Source organism: Blastopirellula sediminis (assembly GCF_020966755.1).
GTDB classification, from domain to species: domain Bacteria; phylum Planctomycetota; class Planctomycetia; order Pirellulales; family Pirellulaceae; genus Blastopirellula; species Blastopirellula sediminis.
Map to the genome: position 1 here is coordinate 996,319 of NZ_JAJKFT010000004.1, position 18,550 is coordinate 1,014,868.

Genomic DNA, 18,550 nt, shown 5'->3' on the forward strand with positions numbered 1-18,550 from the left:
GATTGCCTCACTGGCGTATTGCTGACCTCTATATTCCGAAAGCGAGATAAATATGCTTGCGGATTTGCCCCTATTTTATCCCCGGAATCCTGCGGGAACGGCCAGTTTTCGCGGGGCCCGTCGTCGCAGGGGGCAAAAGTCCTGTTGATCGTTGAGGGCATTCGCCGATAATTTAGCCTAGTTGGCGGGATTTCCCTGACCGGAACTAGGTACGTGATGCGACATCTAGCAGTCATTCTGACGATAACGGCCATGCTGTGGCATGCGATCGTCGGTTGCTGCGCCCATCACGTCCATGCCGAAGACGCTTGCTGCCAAAGCACTTCCGGCAAATCCGCCGTCGCTGACGACCATCATGGTGGCTGCGGTCATCATCATGCCGTCGCCGAACCCGACGAAGTTGCGAACCAGACGCCGGCTTCCGAAGAGTCCGATCCGCATTCCCATTGCTCGGAACTGCGTTGCGTTTATGTGACGACCGGATCGGACGAGATGCCGAGTGCCGACGATTGCTGGTCGCAACCCTGTTATCTGGAAACGAGTTGCGCGATTAGCCTAGTCGCTGATTGCAGCCTGCTCGAAGCTCGCCAACGCGAGGATCTTTCGCCCGACGGCCCTGCTATGCGCCGTCATCTTCTGATGGGCGTTTTGCGGATTTAAGTCCGTTGTAGTGCACGTTTTCCGTTTGCGCTTAGCAGAGAGGGCGACTTGCTTGTCGCCGTCATTCGCTTCGCCTAAGCGTTCTGTCGAGTTCTGGGCTGATATTGAGTTTTTCGTGCAAGTCACGAAGCATGCGTGCGTCGCCTGACGCCGGATCGGAAACAAAGAGATGAACGTTCCGCAAAAAGCAGGTTCGAATGGTTTCGGGACGACGTTTGTCGTCGCCGTGATTGTCGCCGCGGTCGCGGCTGGATCGGTCTACGTCGTGATGCGGTCGACGCAGTCGGCGGCAGCTTCCGGCGATGCGCATGACGAACATGCGCATGAGGATGAACATGCCCATGATCACGCAGGGCATTCGGAAGAAGCGTCAATCAAACTAAGCGCCAACGGCTTGAAGAACATTGGCTACCGTCCCCTGACGCTGGAGTTGGGAACCTATACGCGCCGGATCAATTTGCCGGCGATGGTGGTCGAACGCCCTGGCCGGACGCAGATCTATATTTCATCGCCGCTCACCGGCGTCGTGTCGAAGATTTACCCGATGCCGGGTGCGGCGGTTGCGGCGGGGAGCCCGCTGTTTGAGATTCGGCTAACGTTTGAAGAACTGGTCACCGCTCAGAGCGACCTGATTCGCACGCAAGAGAACCTGGACGTGGTCAATGCGGAGATCGCGCGACTCAAGTCGCTGACCGCCGGGGTCGTGCCGGGCAAACGCGTTTTGGAACAGGAATACGAGAAACAAAAGCTGGAAGCGTCGCTCAAAGCGGAACGCCAGGCGCTGCTGTTGCATGGACTGACCCAGGCTCAGATTGACGCAATCACCGAAGAGCGGCAGTTGTTTCAGACCTTGACGGTGGTCGCGCCCGACTATGAACGAGACGGAGCGGCCTGCTCGATGGATCATTTCTTTCATGTTCAGGAGATCTCGGTCAACGTTGGCCAGCAAGTCAACGCCGGCGAGCGTTTGGGAATTCTCGCCGATCACTGCGAACTCTACATCGAAGGAAGCGCGTTTGAAGACGACGCGTCGCGTCTGCGTGAAGCGTCCGCCAAAGGTTGGCCGGTGACCGCCCAGCTGACGTCGGGCAAGGGAGAACGCGAAACGATCGAGGGATTGCAGTTGCTCTATCTGTCGGACGTGGTTGATTGGCAGTCGCGGGCATTTCGCTTTTACATGGCGCTGCCGAACGACGTCGTCAGCGACAAGGTCGCGGCGAACGATCAGCGTTACGTCGAATGGCGATTCAAGCCGGGGCAGCGAATGGAAGTTCGCGTGCCGGTAGAACAGTGGGAAAATCGGCTGGTCTTGCCGGTCTCGGCAATCGTCGACGAAGGCGCCGAGAGCTACGTCTATCAGCAAAACGGCGACCACTTTGACCGGGTTCCGGTCCATGTCGAGTTTCGCGATCAAGAGTCGGTCGTCGTCGCCAACGACGGATCGGTTTATCCGGGCGACGTGATCGCGGCCCGCGGAGCGTATCAGATTCATTTGGCGATCAAGAACAAGTCGGGTGGCGCGGTCGATCCGCACGCTGGGCACAACCACTAGGCCGTGCCGAAAGCCGCACGTCGTAACCACGCCTTCCACGACCTTTAACCGAAGCGCCGACGCATGCTCAATTCCATCATCCGATTTTCCCTGCAAAATCGCCTGCTGGTGATCGCCTTCGCCGTATTTCTGCTGATTTACGGCGGATGGCAAGCGTATCACCTGCCGATCGACGTCTTTCCGAATCTCAACCGCCCACGCGTCGTCGTCATGACCGAAGCGCCGGGGATGGCGCCGGAAGAAGTCGAAACGCTGATCACGTTTCCGCTGGAAACGGTCCTCAATGGTGCGACCGGCGTGCAAGCGGTACGCACGCAGTCGGGCGTCGGGCTGTCGGTCGTCTACGTCGAATTCGACTGGGGGACCGACATCTACAACGACCGGCAGATTGTCGCCGAGCGTCTCGCCCTGGCGACCGACCAATTGCCCCGCAACGTCAAGCCGCAGTTGATGCCGATTTCCTCGATCATGGGACAAATCATGATCATGGGGATGTACAGCGAGGGAGGGAAAACGCCGCCGATGGAGTTGCGAACGGTCGCCGACTGGGTCGTGCGGCAACGTTTGCTGACGATCCCCGGCGTTTCGCAAGTCGTGGTGATGGGGGGCGAACGGAAGCAGTTTCAGGTGTTGGTCAACCCGAACGACATGCTTCGCTACGGCGTGACGCTCCATCAGGTCAAGCAAGCGCTGGCCGAAAGTAATCAGAACACCGCTGGCGGTTATCTCGACGAACAGGGACCCAATGAGTACCTGGTTCGAGCGTTGGGACGCGTGACGACGGTCGACGAACTTTCCCGGATTGTGATCGCGCACCGTGAGGGGCAATCAATTCGGCTGTCGCAAGTGGCGCGAATTGTCGAAGGCGCCCAAACCAAGCGGGGCGACAGTTCCGCCTTCGCGCGTGACGAAGAAGGAAATTTCAGCGGCGGCCCGGCGGTCGTGCTGACGGTCCAGAAGCAGCCGAACGCCGATACGCGGAAGGTGACCGAGCAGGTCATCGCAGCGCTCGAAGAGTTGAAACCATCGCTTCCGGGGGACGTGCGGATCTTGCCTGATCTCTATCAGCAAAAGACGTTCATCGACTTGGCGATTCAGAACGTGATCGAGGCGCTCCGTGACGGAGGCATCTTGGTCGTGATTATTTTGTTCCTGTTTTTGATGAACCTGCGAACGACGTTCATCACGCTGACGGCGATCCCGCTTTCGATCGTGATTACGGCGCTGGTTTTTGCGTTTTTTGGGTTGTCGATCAATACGATGACGCTCGGGGGACTAGCGGTCGCAATCGGCGAATTGGTCGACGATGCGATCGTCGACGTCGAAAACATCTTTCGCCGACTGCGCGAAAACCGGCATAGCGATCATCCGAAGCACCCGCTGCTAGTCGTGTTTCAGGCGAGTTGCGAAATTCGGAACTCGATCGTCTACGGGACGCTGATCGTGGTGTTGGTCTTCGTTCCTCTCTTCGCACTGTCGGGGATGGAAGGGCGGCTGTTCGCTCCGCTGGGGGTCGCCTACATCGTGTCGCTGGTTTCTTCGCTGTTCGTCTCGCTGACGGTAACGCCGGTACTTAGCTACTGGTTGCTGGGAAACCAGAAGTTGTCGCACGACGAAAAAGATGGAATTCTGCTTCGCGTTTTGAAACGGGTCGCCGACGTGGTGATGAGTTTCAGTCTGCGTCTGGCCGGGCCAATTTTGTTGATTGCGGGGATCGTGGTCGCGGTCGCTGGTTGGGGAATGTTGCAACTGGAAAGCGACTTCCTGCCGCCGTTTAACGAAGGCGCCGTACAGATTAACGTCGTCTTGCCGCCGGGGACTTCGCTGGCGAAATCGAACGAAATCTCCGATCGCGTCGAACAGCGATTGCAGCAGATCGACGACATCGCCGCCTTCGTCCGGAAGACGGGACGCGCGGAACTCGATGAGCATGCCGAAGGGGTCAACATCAGCGAGTTCGTCGCGACGATAAATCCCGACACGACTCGTTCGCGGGAAGAGGTGATCGAAGAAATCAGCGAAGCGTTGGCCGACGTGCCGGGGATTGTGACTGCGGTCGAACAACCGCTGGCGCACTTGATTTCGCACATGCTCTCCGGGGTGAAAGCGCAAATCGCGATCAAGTTGTACGGAGATGATCTGGACGACTTGCGGCGCTACGCCCAACGAATGCAAGCGGCGATCGCGACGGTTCCCGGCGTCCGCGACTTGCAGATCGAGCAGCAAGTCAACATCCCGCAATTGCGGATCGAAGCGGATGGCCACAAGCTGGAACAGTACGGCCTTCGCCGGATGGACGTCAATGAGTTCGTCCAGACCGCAATGCAGGGGGAAATCGTTTCGCAGGTCTTGGATGGACAGCGGACGTTCGATCTGTTGGTGAAGTTGGACGAGCCGTTCCGGGAAGATCGGAGTGCGATGAACCGGCTGGTGTTAGAAACGCCGACCGGAGGCGCGGTGAAGCTGGAAGACGTTGCGCGGATCTACGAGTCGGATGGGCCGAACACGATTAATCGTGAGCAAGTTCGCCGCCGGATCATTGTGCAATGCAACGTGAGCGGTCGCGGGCTGGTCGACGTAGTCGAAGACATCAAGACGCGGCTGGAGCCGATCGAAGCGAGCCTACCGACGGGATACTTTACCGAGTACAGCGGCCAGTTCGAGAGTCAACAGTCGGCGTCGCGAATGATCGCAGTGCTTTTCGCGATCTCGATGATCGGCATGTTCCTGGTGCTTTATAAGATGTTCCATTCGGTCAATCTGTCGCTGCAGGTGATGATTGCGTTGCCGATGGCGTTTATCGGCTCGGTCGCCGCGCTCTACCTGACGCAGCAAACGTTGACGGTGGCCAGCATGGTCGGCTTCATTTCGTTGTGCGGCATCGCGTCACGCAACGGGATTCTGTTGATCAACCATTATCTGCACCTGGTGAAGTACGAAGGAGAAACCTGGTCGCAGGAGATGATTGTCCGCGCCGGCAAAGATCGGCTTGCGCCGGTGTTGATGACGGCCCTTACCTCCGGAATCGGCCTGGTGCCGCTCGCAATGGCGGCCGGCGAGCCAGGCAAAGAGATTTTGTACCCAGTGGCGACGGTGATCATCGGCGGTTTGATCACCAGCACCTCGCTGGAGTTTTTGGTACGGCCGGCGTTGTTCTGGACTTTAGGAATCGGCGCGGCGCGAGCTGTCGTCGAATCGAACGAGCGACAAGTGGAACTTGTGGAAGAAGACGAAGAGGGACGCCTGTACGAAGAGCAGGCGTCTTGATGCGATGATTTCAGTGCGATCGTCGCACGGCGATCGCTTTCCGTTTACTAGCAACTAGGGAGAGATGACTCATGAAATTGACTCAATTATTCGCCGGTCAGGCGATGCGACTTGCGGCGACAGGACTGCTTGCGTTGTCGCTCGCTTCGTTCGGATGCACTAGCGGTGGTCCGGCTCCGACGAAAGGCGACGCGCATGGAGATCACGATCACGGCGATCATGAACACCCGAGCGAAGGCCCGCACGGCGGCTCGTTGATCGAATTGGGGAACGAGGAATACCATGCCGAGTTGATCCATGACGAAAAAGCGGGAAGCGTCACTATTTACATCCTCGACTCGGCCGCCAAGGCGGCGATTCCGATCGAAGCGACCGAGCTGACGATCAACCTGAAGCACGACCGCATGGGCGAACAGTTCAAAGTGGCCGCGGCGCCAGACGCCGGAGATCCGGAAGGAAAGTCGTCGAAGTTCGTTTCGACCGACGCCGAACTGGCGGAAGACCTCGATCACGAAGGCGCCGACGCACAGTTGGTCGTCACGATCGACGGCAAGCAGTTCCGGGGAGCTGTGGCCCATGATCATGATCATGACCACGCTCACTAATCGTTATGAAAATGCGAAAGCCCGGCAGGACAAGCGAGTTGTCTTGTCGGGCTTTTTTATTGCGTGAGGAACGTACGCGATATTTAGCGGAAGCGGAAGTGGCGACGCATCTCAGTCGTCAGTTCGACCGCTTCAGCTTCGGGAAAGCGGCGTAGCAGCCGGCTTTGAACCACTTCGCCCAGATTCTGCACGACTCCGTCGTACTTCAAGACTTTGTCTACGCCGCAGAATTTGCCATAGCGGCGGGCGACCGCTTGGGGATTGGAGGAATAGAGCCAGACGATCGGCAGGCAGTGGTTCAGTCGCATCTTGTTGGCGATCAGACAACCTGATTCGTCCGGCATCGATTCGTTGATAATGACTAACTGCGGGTCGTAGATGTTCATGCAGGAAGCGACGTCGGCGGCTCGTTCGGCTCGGATCACTTTCCAGCCGAAATCTTGCAGTCGTGCTCGCAACTCCACGAACACTTCGTCCCGAAATTCGACGATCAGCGCCGTCTGGTCAAACGGGGTTTCTTCCAAACGGCGGACAATCGCGGGAAAGAAGGATGGATCGATGCGCGAGCTGAACAATTCTCGACGATCAGGTTTCTGGTTTCCGTGCATATAGGACTCTCCTAAGGAAGCGATCAACAGGTAAAGCGGGGCAGAGAAGGCCAGGCTCGACGCCGCTCTGCATAGGGGCGCGGCGAGCGGCGGCTTCGCTTTACAGCAGAAAGCGCGAGAGGGTAGCGCAGAGCGCTAGTGCGGGCAGTGCGCGTGGGGATTGGTCAGGGACCGAAAAGCGATCGTGCGGCATGTAGACGCAACGATGTTGCCGAGTGCATGCGGCCAGACGAACGGCGGAATCGATATCGTCGGCGGAGCGATTTTCGCGGGGCGTAATCGCCGTTTGTTGCGGCGATCGGTGATCGCACTGACACGGCGAGTGATCGCCGTCGGAGGACGACGCGGCGACATGCAGATGCGACGGCATCGCGTCGCAGTGCTGTGCGCCGGCGCCGCCGAAGTGTATCAGCGACTTCCAGCAAACGCAGTTGTCCAACCCTTGCCCCGGCAGAGAAAGCAAGATCCCCACGACCCAAACGGTGGTTCGCATCGCGAGCGATTTTAGGGAGAGGGACGATGACATGAAGTCGTCTGCCGTCACGTGAGGGAGGGAAGTGCGGGATCGTCGCGACGGGATCGCGTCGATCCACTGAGGCTAACACACAACGAGGCGCGTTGGAACTGCGTTTTCCATTAACAAAATTTAATCATGCAGCGAATGAGGGGGACGCTGTCCTCCGGCGTTCCCCCGCGATTGGCTTGTATTGTGAGATCGCTTACTTGCTGAGGCTGCCTTGCAGCATCAAGCCGCGAATCTCGGTCGCCGAGATCCAAAGTTCGCGCTGCGAATCGAGATAAGCCAGATTCGTTTGGAAGTAGGTGCGCTGTGCGCTGAGCAGATCAAGCACGCTGAACTCGTCCGCTTCGTAACCGACGCGGATCAGCTCGAGCGAACGCTGCGCGTTTTCCAGAATGCCGCCTGGCCGAGCGTATTGGTCGACCTGATTGCGAGCGCTCTCGTAACGTTGGAATGCGACGGCCAAGCGTGCCTGGAGGTCCATCGAGAGCTTGTCGGCGGCGCGGTTGGCGGCTGCCGCTTCGGCGTGCGCTTGTTGGATACCGCCTTGGTTGCGATTCCACAGCGGGAGCGGCAAGGTGACTTGCAGGTTGCCGTCGGTCCCGCGAGTGCCGCGGTCGTCTTGAATAATCGCTTGCACTTCGATGTTCGGAATAACTTCGGCGTAGGCGCGTTGGACAGCCCAATGAGCCGCTTCGACGTTGGCGAGCGCCGCCGCCAGTTCGGGGCTTTCCTGCATGAGATTGGCCAGCGTTTCGTCCCACTGCAAATTGATGTCTTCCGCTTTGATTTCTCCATGGACGGGCTGGATTTGCATCTCCGGCATGCCAAGGACGGCGGTCAATCGGCGCCAGGCTTCGATATGCTGATTGATCGAGTTTTGCAACACGATCCGCGCGGTGTCGGCTTCGACGCGAGCCCGCAGCGGGTCGGCCTGGCTTACTTCTTGCCCTTTGAAGAGGGCTTCGGCGCTTTGCTCCCCTCTTTCTGCGATCTGCACCAACTCCATCGCCAACTCGCGGCGGCGCTGGGCGATGAGGACGTCGTAATAGCCGATGCGGACGTCGGTCAGCACGCGGAGCCGAAACGCATCGAGATCACGCTCCGCCTTTTGAATCTCCCAGGCGGCGACTTCGCGGTTCAAGCTAAGCTTGTGACCGGTGACGAATTCCTGGCCGACGTACATGCCAGTTTGCGTCGCCAGGCCGCCGCTGCCGAGCTGTTGTCCCGAGTAACCAAGGACGGGGTTCGGCGCTAGCCCAACTTGCACCCAATTGCCGTGAGCTGCGTTCACCCGTGCGACCGCTTCGGCCATCGCGGGATTGTTTTGCAGCGCCATTTGTTCCAGTTCGGAAAGCGACCATGCGCCGGCCGGTTGAACCGGCGACGGCACGGCAGGCGGCGCGATCGGTTCGCCCGGTTCCGAATCCTGGTGGAACGAGACGAGCTTCGTGGCCGGAAGATCGTGCGGCGCGGTCGTGACCGGTGGAAGGTCGCTCGATTGCGAGAGCGCCTGTTCCGCCGAGGCGATCGCGGTCGCCGTCGGAGCGGCGGTGGAAACGATCGTCGGCGCTTCGTGTCGAGTCGAAGTGGTGCGACAACCGCTGGTGATCGCCGCTAGCCCAAGCGTGAAGGCGATGCTTGCCTTATGCATAATGTCCATCCAGTGGGATCTTGATGTTTGGGTTCGGTTCCGGTGGCGCGCAAGCGACATCATGTTCACGAGAGGGATATGATGGTTTATTCGGTTGCGACGATTGAAAGCGTTGATGGGATGATCCGCCGTGTGGCGATTAAGCCGCTCTGCCGTTCCGCTGGTTCGGGTTGGGAAAACCTTAACGCGCGGGCGCGTGACCGCTAGCGAAAGAGGCGCTGGCGCCGCTTAACTAACGCCAGGGAAAACCCTTACATCAGAAAACGGCAGAGCCGAGCGCAGTGATCGAGAGATCGCTGAGGAGGTCCGGCGAATGCGACGCCGGCAGATGTCGCTGGGGGTGAGAACGCGCGAGCCGAGGGGGTGGTCATGCCCCACTGAACTGCTACTTCGTGACGAAACTCGAACGACGGTGAGCCTGGTTGCTGCGGCTGCGAGCTACGTTGGCAACAGCAGTCGGAATGCCCCGGCGAGTCGTCGTGCTCATGCCCGATCGCGCCGTGATGATGGAGGTACGCGGCGTCGCAGACGTGCTGGCGACTGGCGAACTCGTGCTCGCGGCAATGTTCGCAGCGGCAGTGCAGCGCGAAGATCGCTTGGGCCGGCGCAAGCAGCGCCGCCATCCAAACGAAGCACTTCGCGATCAAGGAGATCCGCTGCACGTCGACCAACGCCTAGTGAGAAAATAAGGTTTCGCTCTAGGTCGGATCGGTCGTGACGTTTATGCCCCTTGAAGAATTCGTAGCGGCCGCGAAAAGGTTAACACTGGCTGCAGCATTCGCCGCCTCGCGACGCTAGCTCGCCAACTGCGTCGAGATCTTCGCGGCCGTCTGCTGAACTGCCGCGATTAACTCTGACTGCGGGGCGCTGTCGAAGCGAGCCGTTGGAATGCTGATGCTGACCGCGGCGACGATCTCGGATCCATCCCGGATCGGAGCGCCGATGCAGGTCACGCCGATGTCGTTCTGGTCCTGCTCAATGGCGAACCCTTCTGATCCTGCGCGCTGATGAATCTCGCGCAGCTGCTCCGGATCGATCACCGTCTGCGGCGTGCGCGCGACCAGCTTGGTATGGGCGATCAGTTCGTTCCAGTCGTCGTCTCCCAGGGCGGAAGTCAAAGCCCGGCCGAGGGCGGTCGAGTAAAACGGGTCGCGACTACTCGCGTCCGCCACGAGGCGAAACGGATGTTTGCTTTCGAGGATTTGCAGGTAGCGAACTGACGTCCCCCGCAAGACGCCCAGGTTGACCGTCTCGCCGGTTTGATCGTGCAGCTCACGCAGGAACGGATCGGCCGCTTCGAGCAGGTGGTCATCCAGCTTGCCGAGCGTCAGCCGCCGTAGCTTGCCGGTCAGTTGGTACTTTCCCTTGTCGATGCGGCAGACGTAACCCAACTCGACCAGGTCTTGCAGCAAGCGATGGACGGTCGGCTTGTGGTATCCCAATTGACTGACGATCTCGGCCAGCGGCAACTCGCCGTCGGCCGCGGCCAAGACTTCCAGGACGTGAAACGCTTTTCCTAGCGAAGATGTCAGCATCGATCGATCACAGGTTTGCGGGTGAGCTCTTGCGAACCCACAATTCTAAGCCGTGACCGGCGACTGTTCGACGGTAGGAGGAGCAAATTCGCCGCGTCAGCTATTTCGCCCCTTTTTTCCCGGTCGAAACGCCGTCGAGCGGCAGCGTTTCGTTCCATGCAAGGACCGCTTGTTTCAGGCGATTGGTGATTTTTGGGTGCGTACTGGCGACGTTCTTCGTTTCGCCGATGTCTTCGCTCAGGTCGTATAGCTGAACCGCCGAGCCGTTGATGTCGCAGAGCAGCTTCCACTTGCCGTCGCGCACCGCAAGGTCCGGATGGGGCGCCTTCGGCGGGCCAGGGCGATCAGGAGGGCGCCGCCAGAAGAGCGGCCCGCTCCGATCTTCCTGCGTTTTGCCGAGCAGCGCCGCGGCGAGATCTTCGCCGTCTCCTTGATAACCTTCCGGCGCCGTCGCGCCGGTTAGCGTGATCATCGAAGCGACCAGATCGACGCTCGAAAGAACCGTCGTATCGTTGGTCTGCCCGACCGCTTTCTCTTCCAGAAGGCTGGGCGACCAAACGATCAGCGGGCTCCGAATGCCCCCTTCGTACAGATTCCCTTTTTCGCCGCGCAGCGGACCGCCGCTGCCGGCGCCAGGTTCATGCCCATTGTCGCTGGCAAGCAGAATGAGCGTGTTGTCGCGCAGCTTCGGATCGTTGCGAACGCGATCGATCAGCACGCCCAGCTGTTCGTCCATCGTTTTCAGCACGCCGAGATAGAGCGTTCGTTTCGCCGCATCGCCGCGACGGGCTTGCGGGGGAAAGAAGGGGGAGTGGACGTCGTCGGGCCAGACGTTGATGTAAAACGGTTTGTCCTCGGCGACCGACGCGTCAATAAACTTCAGCGCCTCGGCGACAAAGCTGGCGGTGATCTGCGAGCGATCTTCCCACATGATCGGACCCCGGCCGAGGTTCGCGCTGCCCAGGTCGTGGCGCCGCGGCTGTTTGCCGTCGTAGGCGTCGCACAAGGGAAGGACCCGCGGGCCGAGCCCTTCAAAATTGGTGAGCGACGCGTCAAAGCCGTACTCGGTGATTAGCGGCGCTTCGCCGACGTCGCGCTGGCCGCCGAGATGCCATTTGCCGAAGTGCCCTGTCGCGTATCCTTTCGCCGACAGCATCCGCGGGAAAGTCGCCGCGTTCACATCAAGCCACTGCGCGATGCCGCGCTGGTCATTCATCTTGCGATCGGCCAGGTACGACGTGATCCGATGCCGCGCCGGATAATTGCCGGTCGTCAGGGCGGTGCGCGAAGGAGAGCAGATCGGCGAGTTGACGTAGAAGTTCGTGAACTTCAGCCCTTCGCTCGCCATCCGGTCGATATTGGTCGTCTCGACGTCGGTTCCACCAAAGCAAGAGAGATCATGCCAACCCATGTCGTCGATAAACATCATAATGACGTTCGGCGGACGCTTTGTTGGGGGCAACAAGGTCGGCGAGCCGTAGACGATCTGTTGATCGTTCTGAGCGATCATCCAGTCGTTGAGTTGCTTACGCAGTTGCTCGACAGTCTCCGCCTGCGCGGGATCGTCAATCAAGTTGTTTTGTTCAAGCGGATCGGCCTCCAGGTCGTACAGCTCTTCGGCGACCCGCTGTTGGTAGCGCTTCACCTTGCGGGCCGCTTCCTTACTCGTCTTCCCCTTTTCAACCCAGCTCTTCCAATAGCCTCCGTCTTTCTCGACCTTGGTGACGTGCGATTCGTAGAGAAACTCTGGATGGAGGTTGCGGATGTACTTGAAGCGATCGTTGCGGACGCTGCGCGTCGGGTAGACGTTGAAATTGCCGTCGCCGCTATGCGTGGTGAAGATCGTGTCGCGGTGCTTGTCGGCCTCGCCGCGCAGCACCGGCAAGATCGACTTGCCGTCGAGTTGTTCGTCGGGCTTACCGCCGGCCGCTTCGACGATCGTCGGCAGCAGATCGACCCACGAGACCATCGCCGCAGTACGCTTCTGCTTTTCGATCTGACCCGGCCAAACGACGATCAGCGGCGTGCGGATCCCGTCGTCGTACAAGTTCCATTTGCCAAACGGCCACTGGGCGCCGTGGTCGCTGGTATGAATGAAGAGGGTGTTGTCGCCCAGCTTGGCGTAGGCGGCGTCGTAAACCTGGCCGAGCTCGTCGTCCATGGTGCGGATCGCCTGGTAGTATTTCGCCCGGGCGTCGCGGGTCTCCGGCGTATGGACATGCTTCAGCGGAATCTGGATCGCATCGCGATCGATTGTCGTCGCTTGGGGCCACGGCACATGAGGCCAGTTGGTGCCGACAAACAGACAGAGAGGCTTATCGCTCTCACGAGCATTGAGCCACTCGATCGCCTTGCCGACGGCGACGTCTTCGTGATAACCGAAGTGCCGCGCGATGTCGAAACCATACTCCGGCGTCTGCGCGTAGTGGCCGACCTTGCCGAACGAAACGACTTCGTAGCCAAGCTCTTGCAGATAAGCCGGCAGCTTTTTGATTTCGGCCTGCGGGCGAGCATGGTTCCGTTCAGCGCCATTACGAGCCGGCATCAGCCCGGTCAACAGCGCGGCTCGACTTGGCGCACACGACGGCGAAGCGACGAACGCCTTGTCAAACGTCATCCCGGCGTCGGCCAGACGCTGCATGTTGGGGGTATCAATATCGGTCGCGCCGTAAACCGACGAATCGGCCAGCGTGTGATCGTCGGACAGGAAGACGACGATATTCGGCGGCGACTTTTCGGCGGCTGCGGCGATGCACGGAACCAAAGCGGCGACAGCCAATATCAAGAGCGACAGACGGGGCATGACGAGTTGCTCAGATGGGCGAAAGGGAATTACGAAGTCTTGAGTTTCATCGATCCGAAGGGCAACGTCAAACTACCGCAGCATTTGCGTGCGGATTCCTAAATCGGCTTGAGATTCGTTGTCAAAACAGGACCAGACCGCCGAAAAACTAGCCCGCAGCGCAAACAAGGGAATGCGGACGCTGGGGCAATGACGAATGTCGAAGCCCGAATGACGAAAACGGGACCCGGAAAAATAGGACCGGACCCCAAACGATTTTTTTTGCAGGGGTGGCCCACCCAGTCTCCCAGAGACTGGGCGGGTCGCGCAGCGACAAGATGCCGCGCCATCCGCCAGGATCCCTCGGTCGCATTCGCCCAACAAACTGGCGTCCTGACCCTCACGCTCTCTGACGGCCGGACCCTCACGTACGATCTGCTCTATAACGCTCCTGACGCCGAGATCACCCTCACGCTAGATGGAAGCGAAGTTTCTACCAGCGACAAGCTCGCGTTCGGCCTGACGGGCGAAGGTCAATCGGTCAACAAGTCGCTGGTGATCGCCAACAACAGCGCGAACACGCTTTACCTGGCGGACTGGGACATCCCCGCTGGATTCTCGATTGCCAATCTAGCGGGACTCGCGTCCATCGCCCCGAACTCCACGGCGACGCTTGCGATCACGTTGAATGCGATGATTCCAGGACTGAATAGCGGCACGCTCCAATTCGTCACCAATGACGATAACGAAAGCGCGTTCTCGATCGCTCTCTCGGGGTTCGTCACCAGCGACGGTGATGGTCAAAGCGTTGTGGCCGGCTACACCTATAGCTACGACGTCGGCAATCGCCTGACCGGATCCACCGTCTACGGCCATTCCACCGAAGACGCCGCGTATAGCTATGACGCGACCAATCAGATCACCGCCGCCGATCGGAGCGGATCTGCCAATGACGAGTCGTTTACCTACGACGACAACGGCAACCGAATCGACGGCAGCAAGGTCATCGGCGACAACAACCAGATCCTCTCTGACGGGACGTACACCTACGGCTACGACGACGAAGGAAACATTGTTCTTCGCACCAACATCGCCGACGGCAGCTACGCCGTTTACGAGTGGGACTACCGCAACCGCCTGACCAGCGTCACCGATTACGACGTTTCCGACGTCAAACAACAACAGGTCGTTTACGGCTACGACGCCTTCAACAACCTGATCAGCCGCGACTTCGACAGCGACGGCGACGGCACGTTCGACGTATCAGGCTATTTCATCTACGACAACGGCCAGATCCTGCTTCAGCTCGACAGTTCTGGCGATGTCGATCACCGGATGCTCTGGGGCCCGATGGTCGACCAGATCCTGGCCGACGAAAATGGCGCCGGCGACGTCTCCTGGATGTTGACCGACCACCAAAACACGGTCCGCGACGTCGTCCAGTATGACGACGTGAACGACATGGCGACCATCGTCAACCACATCGCCTACAACGTCGTCGGCGAGATCACCAGCCAGACCGACGATTCGCTCGATACGCTCCCCTTCCACTACACCGCCCGCTACTTCGACGAAGCGACCGGCCTGCAGTACAACACCAACCGTTGGTACAACGCGGAACTAAGTCGCTGGATGAGCCAGGACCCGATTGGGTTTGCGGCGGGGGACGCGAATCTTTATCGATATGTGGGGAACGCGCATCTGAATGGTGTGGATCCAAGTGGGCTTTACGTCTTCCCTGGTATTCTCGATCCAGATAGCCCGGGCGCTCCGCCGCTGCCCCCGCTAACTCCGGTCGAAGAGATGATGCTGATTGCGAACCGACCCGGCGGAATATATAACGACGAAAAGAACTACCGGGATTTGGTGAATTTTATTGCGAAACACCATATCCAAACATCCAGCGGATCGTGGGGCTTGGACAGAACGGTATTTGATGCCGCAGTAAACGAACTGGCTAGACAGAATAAGGAGGCTCGGCCAAACGAATGGTATTGGCTTATCCATTGCATGACAGACATGAAGCTCGCTGATCATGTGACTCAAGAAACACGCCGGATTACCGGAGCGCCACTCGTCACTCCTGCCGAAGAAGCGCGTATCGCGATAGCGAATGGTTCAGAACTCGGACCAGATGTTGCAGTAGTAGTACTTGGTAGACTCGGTACCAATGGAGGTCGCTGCCCATCAAGTAGTACTTCAAATAGAACTCCTAAGAATACACCTCCTTCTAAAAAGGAGATGGTTCCCCAAAAAGCACAGCTTCAGCAAGCAAAGGCCAGAAACGCTGCGAAACTGCCAAACGGATATTGGGATTCAGGAAAGCGGGTCTTTCCTACTAAGACCAACTCTGGACTCAGTGGCAATGCACTTGCAGCCGAGCAAAAAGAGTTCTTCAAAAAGGGACTTGCAGCAGGAACGGATTCTGGAATACTTCGCGGTCAAGCATCCGAGGCAGGATATGAACGTCTGGGGGGTACTGGTCGTCCCGGCGATCGTCTGACTGACCCATCAGCGGAGAAGGCTTTACAAGATGCAATTAGCGAAATCTTAGGTGGTAAATGAAAGTCCGCAAGTTAAATCATCAGATATTCGAATTGCCATCGAATCATCCAGCGAGAGCTTTTTTGGAGGAGTTTATTGAGTGTCGCACGGAATGCGTAGGTCGCGAAATTGCCCTCAGTGGCGATACTCCTGTAGATCAGGAGTGGTTTTCAAGGATCGATGGCAAGCACTGGCTTTTTTCCAATCTCATGTACAAGTACATATCGTTTGATATTCAGTTGGATGGCTGGCTAACCGGTGCGCCAACTCTTACGGATTCAGAACGATATGATCTTGAAATGATTCCAGTTGTACGTGGTCTCCTGCTTGAATGTCGTGAAGAGGCTATTCGACATAAAAATGATTCTGTGCTGGAATTGATTTCACGTGTCGAGCATCTTCTTTGGCTATGGGAGAATTGTATTCACTCTAGAGTATCGAATTGAGTCAGATCGATTGGATGCAACAAAACTTGGCGAAGAAAAGAGACCAGGCCCAACACTGTTCGGCACGCCATTTGCGCATCAGATTGAGTAACGTATCGCCTTGCCAGATTGGCAGTGGCAACTACCGTCTCGACCTCGCATGCGGCGATATTCAATCGTGCAGGCGCCTTCCCCCAACGACAACGCGGATGACCAACGACCGATCCATTTGCGGGGGCTGAAGCACTTCGCCAAGCCTCGGCCCTTGCTAGCGGAACTGCGTCACGACGCCACCGCTCGCGACACGTCGGGCAATCGAACTCTGCACTTTGACCAGTACTGCCTGCTGGTGCTGCTTTACGCTCTGAATCCCGGCATCTCGAGCCTTCGCGCCCTCTCACAGGCGAGCGAACTGACCAAGGTTCAACAGAAGTTGGGCAACGCGAAGGCCTCGCTTGGTTCGCTTTCCGAAAGCGCGCGGTTGTTCGAGCCGGAGTGGTTGAAAGCCATTATCGGCCAGTTGGCCGAGCAGGTTCAAGCCGGAGAACTTGACGCCCAATTAAGACTACTGACATGGGGCAGGTTGAGGATGTCGTGAAGTATTGGAATGTTGAAGAAAAGTTGAGGCCTTGGTACCCCATGAAATTCTACGGAGTCACAAAGATCTCCTGTTTCATCGACAACCCGCGAATTAAATCCTTCCACGCGAACATGTTTCATGGATTAGCTGAGCGCGATGGAAAAGAGTTTCCCGGTTGTCCCCCGGTTTACGCAAATACAGAGTCGCCAAGTCTTCTGACGATTTCACGTAACGCAAGTCGCGTGCCCAAGATTTTTCAACCCATGAATCACCTAGTCGTCCACGAGTCTTACGAGAAAACGCTCAGCGAACTTCCAAATATACGTCTTGCACCGGTCGAGTTCAGGAGACTTGTCGACGTCGAGTTCGCAGAGGGAGATATGTCGTGGGCGGAAAAATGGGGAAACGTAGACCCATGCCAACTCTTGCGAACGCTTCCTGACGTCCCCGAATTTCATCAAACCATCGGTCGCTACATTGAAGTGCAGTGTTATCGAAATTGTGATGCGGCGAAAAAATACCCGACCGCGTCGCCCGTTACCATTGTGGAAGGGACGCCGCCTTGGGAAGAAAAATCCGAAATGCGACTATCTGCGGAAATGCTGGAACAATTCCCGATCATGTGTGGATCGCTTATCGTTAGCGCGCCAGTCTACGAGCTTCTTAAAGAAGGACTAGATCCTACCTACTTTGTAGTGCGAGAATTCGACTTGGATTCTTGCCACAGCCAATAGAATTCGGCGGGATGGCATCCAACGCTGGCAACGATTGCATCTCCGCCCAGACAGTTTGGCGTACTTGACTTGCAGGCAAAGGAAAGGGAACCTTGGACTCGTCCTATGCAAAAAGTAAAAGCACGGGGAAGAAAAGAGGGGCCTCCTTCAGGCCGGCGAAACCCGATACCCTGCAGAGATTGAGGTCAATTCCACCGCTACAGTTTTCGATCCGACACCGCGCGTGACGACTGCAGGAGATGGTCGCGGCGATCGGGGGCGATGGTCAGCAGCTTTTCCAGCAGCATTTCGAGGACCGCTTCTCCGGCGATGATGGCGGGGATCTCGGCTTTGACCGGATCGCGATTGGCGGTGGTGAAGAGGGAGATGTCGGCGATCTGGCTGAGCGGGGAACTGGAAAAATTGGTCAGCGCAATGACGGTCGCCCCTTGCTGCTTGGCGACGTCGGTCGTGTGCAGGATATCCTTGGTGGCGCCAGAGGAACTGATCGCCACCAGCACGTCGGCATCGGTCAGCAGCGTCGCGTTGACCGCCATCACGTAGCCTTCGGTCGATGGACGCGCATCGATGCCGATTCGGCTCAACTTCCAGGCCAGACTCAGAACCAGCGGCGCCGAACTGGCGACGCCGACGATCAGCGCTCCCCGGCAGTTCAGCAGCCGGTTGGCCCCCTTTTGCAGATCGGCGTCTTCCAGCAGGCGGAGCGTTTCGCTGAGATCGCTCTTCAGCCGCCTGGCCGTCTCGCTGTCATGGCGACCGCTCGACTCTCCCTCAGACGACCGTTCGTTGACGGCGCCGTCGGTCGCCAGCATCAATTTGAACTCTTGAAACCCTTTGCAGCACGGGTGCCATTGCCACGGTCTTACGTGGCAATGATTGCGGCAGGACAAGCCTCGCGGGTGGATCCTGTTGACAAGGCGAATTGAAGCTCGAACCGTTTGACCGAATGCGGCTGCACGCGTCACGGTTTCAGTTCGCTCTGCCGAAAAACATAGCACGTCTACAAAGAGCGTTCCCTTCGGGGAGCCTCCAAAAGCCTGGCCATTTCGCCAGGCTTTTTTTGTGCGCACTCTTCGCGCCTCAC

General features: G+C 58.2%; 15 protein-coding genes. 8 read left to right on the forward strand and 7 right to left on the reverse strand.

Annotated elements, in window-relative coordinates; all coding sequences use genetic code 11:
• The first annotated feature begins 213 nt into the window (after nucleotides 1-213).
• The 4 genes from LOC68_RS07785 to LOC68_RS07800 all read left to right on the forward strand — a co-directional run bounded on the left by LOC68_RS07785 (nucleotide 214) and on the right by LOC68_RS07800 (nucleotide 6,084).
• Entirely contained in the window at nucleotides 214-660 is a 447-nt protein-coding gene (locus LOC68_RS07785) for a hypothetical protein (protein ID WP_230217428.1), read from the forward strand.
• 169 nt (nucleotides 661-829) lie between these two features.
• Nucleotides 830-2,212: an efflux RND transporter periplasmic adaptor subunit gene (locus LOC68_RS07790; protein WP_230217430.1), complete on the forward strand. Its 1,383-nt coding sequence runs from the start codon at nucleotides 830-832 to the stop codon at nucleotides 2,210-2,212.
• A 63-nt stretch (nucleotides 2,213-2,275) separates the two neighbouring features.
• A complete protein-coding gene (locus LOC68_RS07795) occupies nucleotides 2,276-5,479 on the forward strand; it encodes an efflux RND transporter permease subunit (RefSeq protein WP_230217432.1) in 3,204 nt (1,067 codons plus the stop codon).
• 71 nt (nucleotides 5,480-5,550) lie between these two features.
• The gene (locus LOC68_RS07800) at nucleotides 5,551-6,084 is read left to right on the forward strand and encodes a hypothetical protein (protein WP_230217434.1); all 534 of its coding nucleotides are present in this window, start codon (nucleotides 5,551-5,553) and stop codon (nucleotides 6,082-6,084) included.
• 83 nt (nucleotides 6,085-6,167) lie between these two features.
• Here the strand turns inward: LOC68_RS07800 and LOC68_RS07805 are convergent, their stop codons facing one another.
• The 6 genes from LOC68_RS07805 to LOC68_RS07830 form a co-directional block, all read right to left on the reverse strand.
• Nucleotides 6,168-6,692: a hypothetical protein gene (locus LOC68_RS07805; RefSeq protein ID WP_230217436.1), complete on the reverse strand. Its 525-nt coding sequence runs from the start codon at nucleotides 6,690-6,692 to the stop codon at nucleotides 6,168-6,170.
• Nucleotides 6,693-6,792: 100 nt separating this feature from the next.
• Nucleotides 6,793-7,218 carry a hypothetical protein gene (locus tag LOC68_RS07810; protein ID WP_230217438.1) on the reverse strand — a complete coding sequence of 142 codons (426 nt, stop codon included), beginning with the start codon at nucleotides 7,216-7,218 and terminating at the stop codon, nucleotides 6,793-6,795.
• A 193-nt stretch (nucleotides 7,219-7,411) separates the two neighbouring features.
• Nucleotides 7,412-8,866: a TolC family protein gene (locus tag LOC68_RS07815; protein ID WP_230217440.1), complete on the reverse strand. Its 1,455-nt coding sequence runs from the start codon at nucleotides 8,864-8,866 to the stop codon at nucleotides 7,412-7,414.
• 251 nt (nucleotides 8,867-9,117) lie between these two features.
• A complete protein-coding gene (locus tag LOC68_RS07820) occupies nucleotides 9,118-9,528 on the reverse strand; it encodes a hypothetical protein (RefSeq protein WP_230217442.1) in 411 nt (136 codons plus the stop codon).
• 132 nt (nucleotides 9,529-9,660) lie between these two features.
• Entirely contained in the window at nucleotides 9,661-10,401 is a 741-nt protein-coding gene (locus tag LOC68_RS07825) for an IclR family transcriptional regulator (RefSeq protein WP_230217444.1), read from the reverse strand.
• 100 nt (nucleotides 10,402-10,501) lie between these two features.
• The gene (locus LOC68_RS07830; protein ID WP_230217445.1) at nucleotides 10,502-13,204 is read right to left on the reverse strand and encodes a sulfatase-like hydrolase/transferase; all 2,703 of its coding nucleotides are present in this window, start codon (nucleotides 13,202-13,204) and stop codon (nucleotides 10,502-10,504) included.
• A 189-nt stretch (nucleotides 13,205-13,393) separates the two neighbouring features.
• Here LOC68_RS07830 and LOC68_RS07835 point away from each other — a divergent pair, with 189 nt between their 5' ends.
• The 4 genes from LOC68_RS07835 (at nucleotide 13,394) to LOC68_RS07850 (ending at nucleotide 17,466) form a co-directional block, all read left to right on the forward strand.
• The gene (locus LOC68_RS07835; protein ID WP_230217447.1) at nucleotides 13,394-15,748 is read left to right on the forward strand and encodes an RHS repeat-associated core domain-containing protein; all 2,355 of its coding nucleotides are present in this window, start codon (nucleotides 13,394-13,396) and stop codon (nucleotides 15,746-15,748) included.
• Entirely contained in the window at nucleotides 15,745-16,173 is a 429-nt protein-coding gene (locus LOC68_RS07840) for a hypothetical protein (protein WP_230217449.1), read from the forward strand. The genes LOC68_RS07835 and LOC68_RS07840 overlap by 4 nt, the downstream gene beginning before the upstream one ends.
• Nucleotides 16,174-16,312: 139 nt before the next feature.
• The gene (locus LOC68_RS07845; protein WP_390623353.1) at nucleotides 16,313-16,750 is read left to right on the forward strand and encodes a hypothetical protein; all 438 of its coding nucleotides are present in this window, start codon (nucleotides 16,313-16,315) and stop codon (nucleotides 16,748-16,750) included.
• Nucleotides 16,726-17,466, forward strand: a complete 741-nt coding sequence (locus LOC68_RS07850) for a hypothetical protein (protein WP_230217451.1) — start codon at nucleotides 16,726-16,728, stop codon at nucleotides 17,464-17,466. The genes LOC68_RS07845 and LOC68_RS07850 overlap by 25 nt, the downstream gene beginning before the upstream one ends.
• A gap of 197 nt (nucleotides 17,467-17,663) precedes the next feature.
• On the opposite strand, the gene LOC68_RS07855 is transcribed toward LOC68_RS07850, so the two are convergent.
• Entirely contained in the window at nucleotides 17,664-18,278 is a 615-nt protein-coding gene (locus tag LOC68_RS07855) for a MurR/RpiR family transcriptional regulator (RefSeq protein WP_230217453.1), read from the reverse strand.
• Nucleotides 18,279-18,550 lie beyond the last annotated feature (272 nt).

Coding starts and splice junctions, on each gene's coding strand:
- LOC68_RS07790 (WP_230217430.1), top strand. CDS start 830: ATGAACGTTCCGCAAAAAGCAGGTTCGAATGGTTTCGGGACGACGTTT.
- LOC68_RS07795 (WP_230217432.1), top strand. CDS start 2,276: ATGCTCAATTCCATCATCCGATTTTCCCTGCAAAATCGCCTGCTGGTG.
- LOC68_RS07800 (WP_230217434.1), top strand. CDS start 5,551: ATGAAATTGACTCAATTATTCGCCGGTCAGGCGATGCGACTTGCGGCG.
- LOC68_RS07805 (WP_230217436.1), bottom strand. CDS start 6,692: ATGCACGGAAACCAGAAACCTGATCGTCGAGAATTGTTCAGCTCGCGC.
- LOC68_RS07810 (WP_230217438.1), bottom strand. CDS start 7,218: ATGTCATCGTCCCTCTCCCTAAAATCGCTCGCGATGCGAACCACCGTT.
- LOC68_RS07815 (WP_230217440.1), bottom strand. CDS start 8,866: ATGCATAAGGCAAGCATCGCCTTCACGCTTGGGCTAGCGGCGATCACC.
- LOC68_RS07825 (WP_230217444.1), bottom strand. CDS start 10,401: ATGCTGACATCTTCGCTAGGAAAAGCGTTTCACGTCCTGGAAGTCTTG.
- LOC68_RS07830 (WP_230217445.1), bottom strand. CDS start 13,204: ATGCCCCGTCTGTCGCTCTTGATATTGGCTGTCGCCGCTTTGGTTCCG.
- LOC68_RS07835 (WP_230217447.1), top strand. CDS start 13,394: ATGACGAATGTCGAAGCCCGAATGACGAAAACGGGACCCGGAAAAATA.
- LOC68_RS07840 (WP_230217449.1), top strand. CDS start 15,745: ATGAAAGTCCGCAAGTTAAATCATCAGATATTCGAATTGCCATCGAAT.
- LOC68_RS07845 (WP_390623353.1), top strand. CDS start 16,313: ATGCGGCGATATTCAATCGTGCAGGCGCCTTCCCCCAACGACAACGCG.
- LOC68_RS07850 (WP_230217451.1), top strand. CDS start 16,726: ATGGGGCAGGTTGAGGATGTCGTGAAGTATTGGAATGTTGAAGAAAAG.
- LOC68_RS07855 (WP_230217453.1), bottom strand. CDS start 18,278: ATGCTGGCGACCGACGGCGCCGTCAACGAACGGTCGTCTGAGGGAGAG.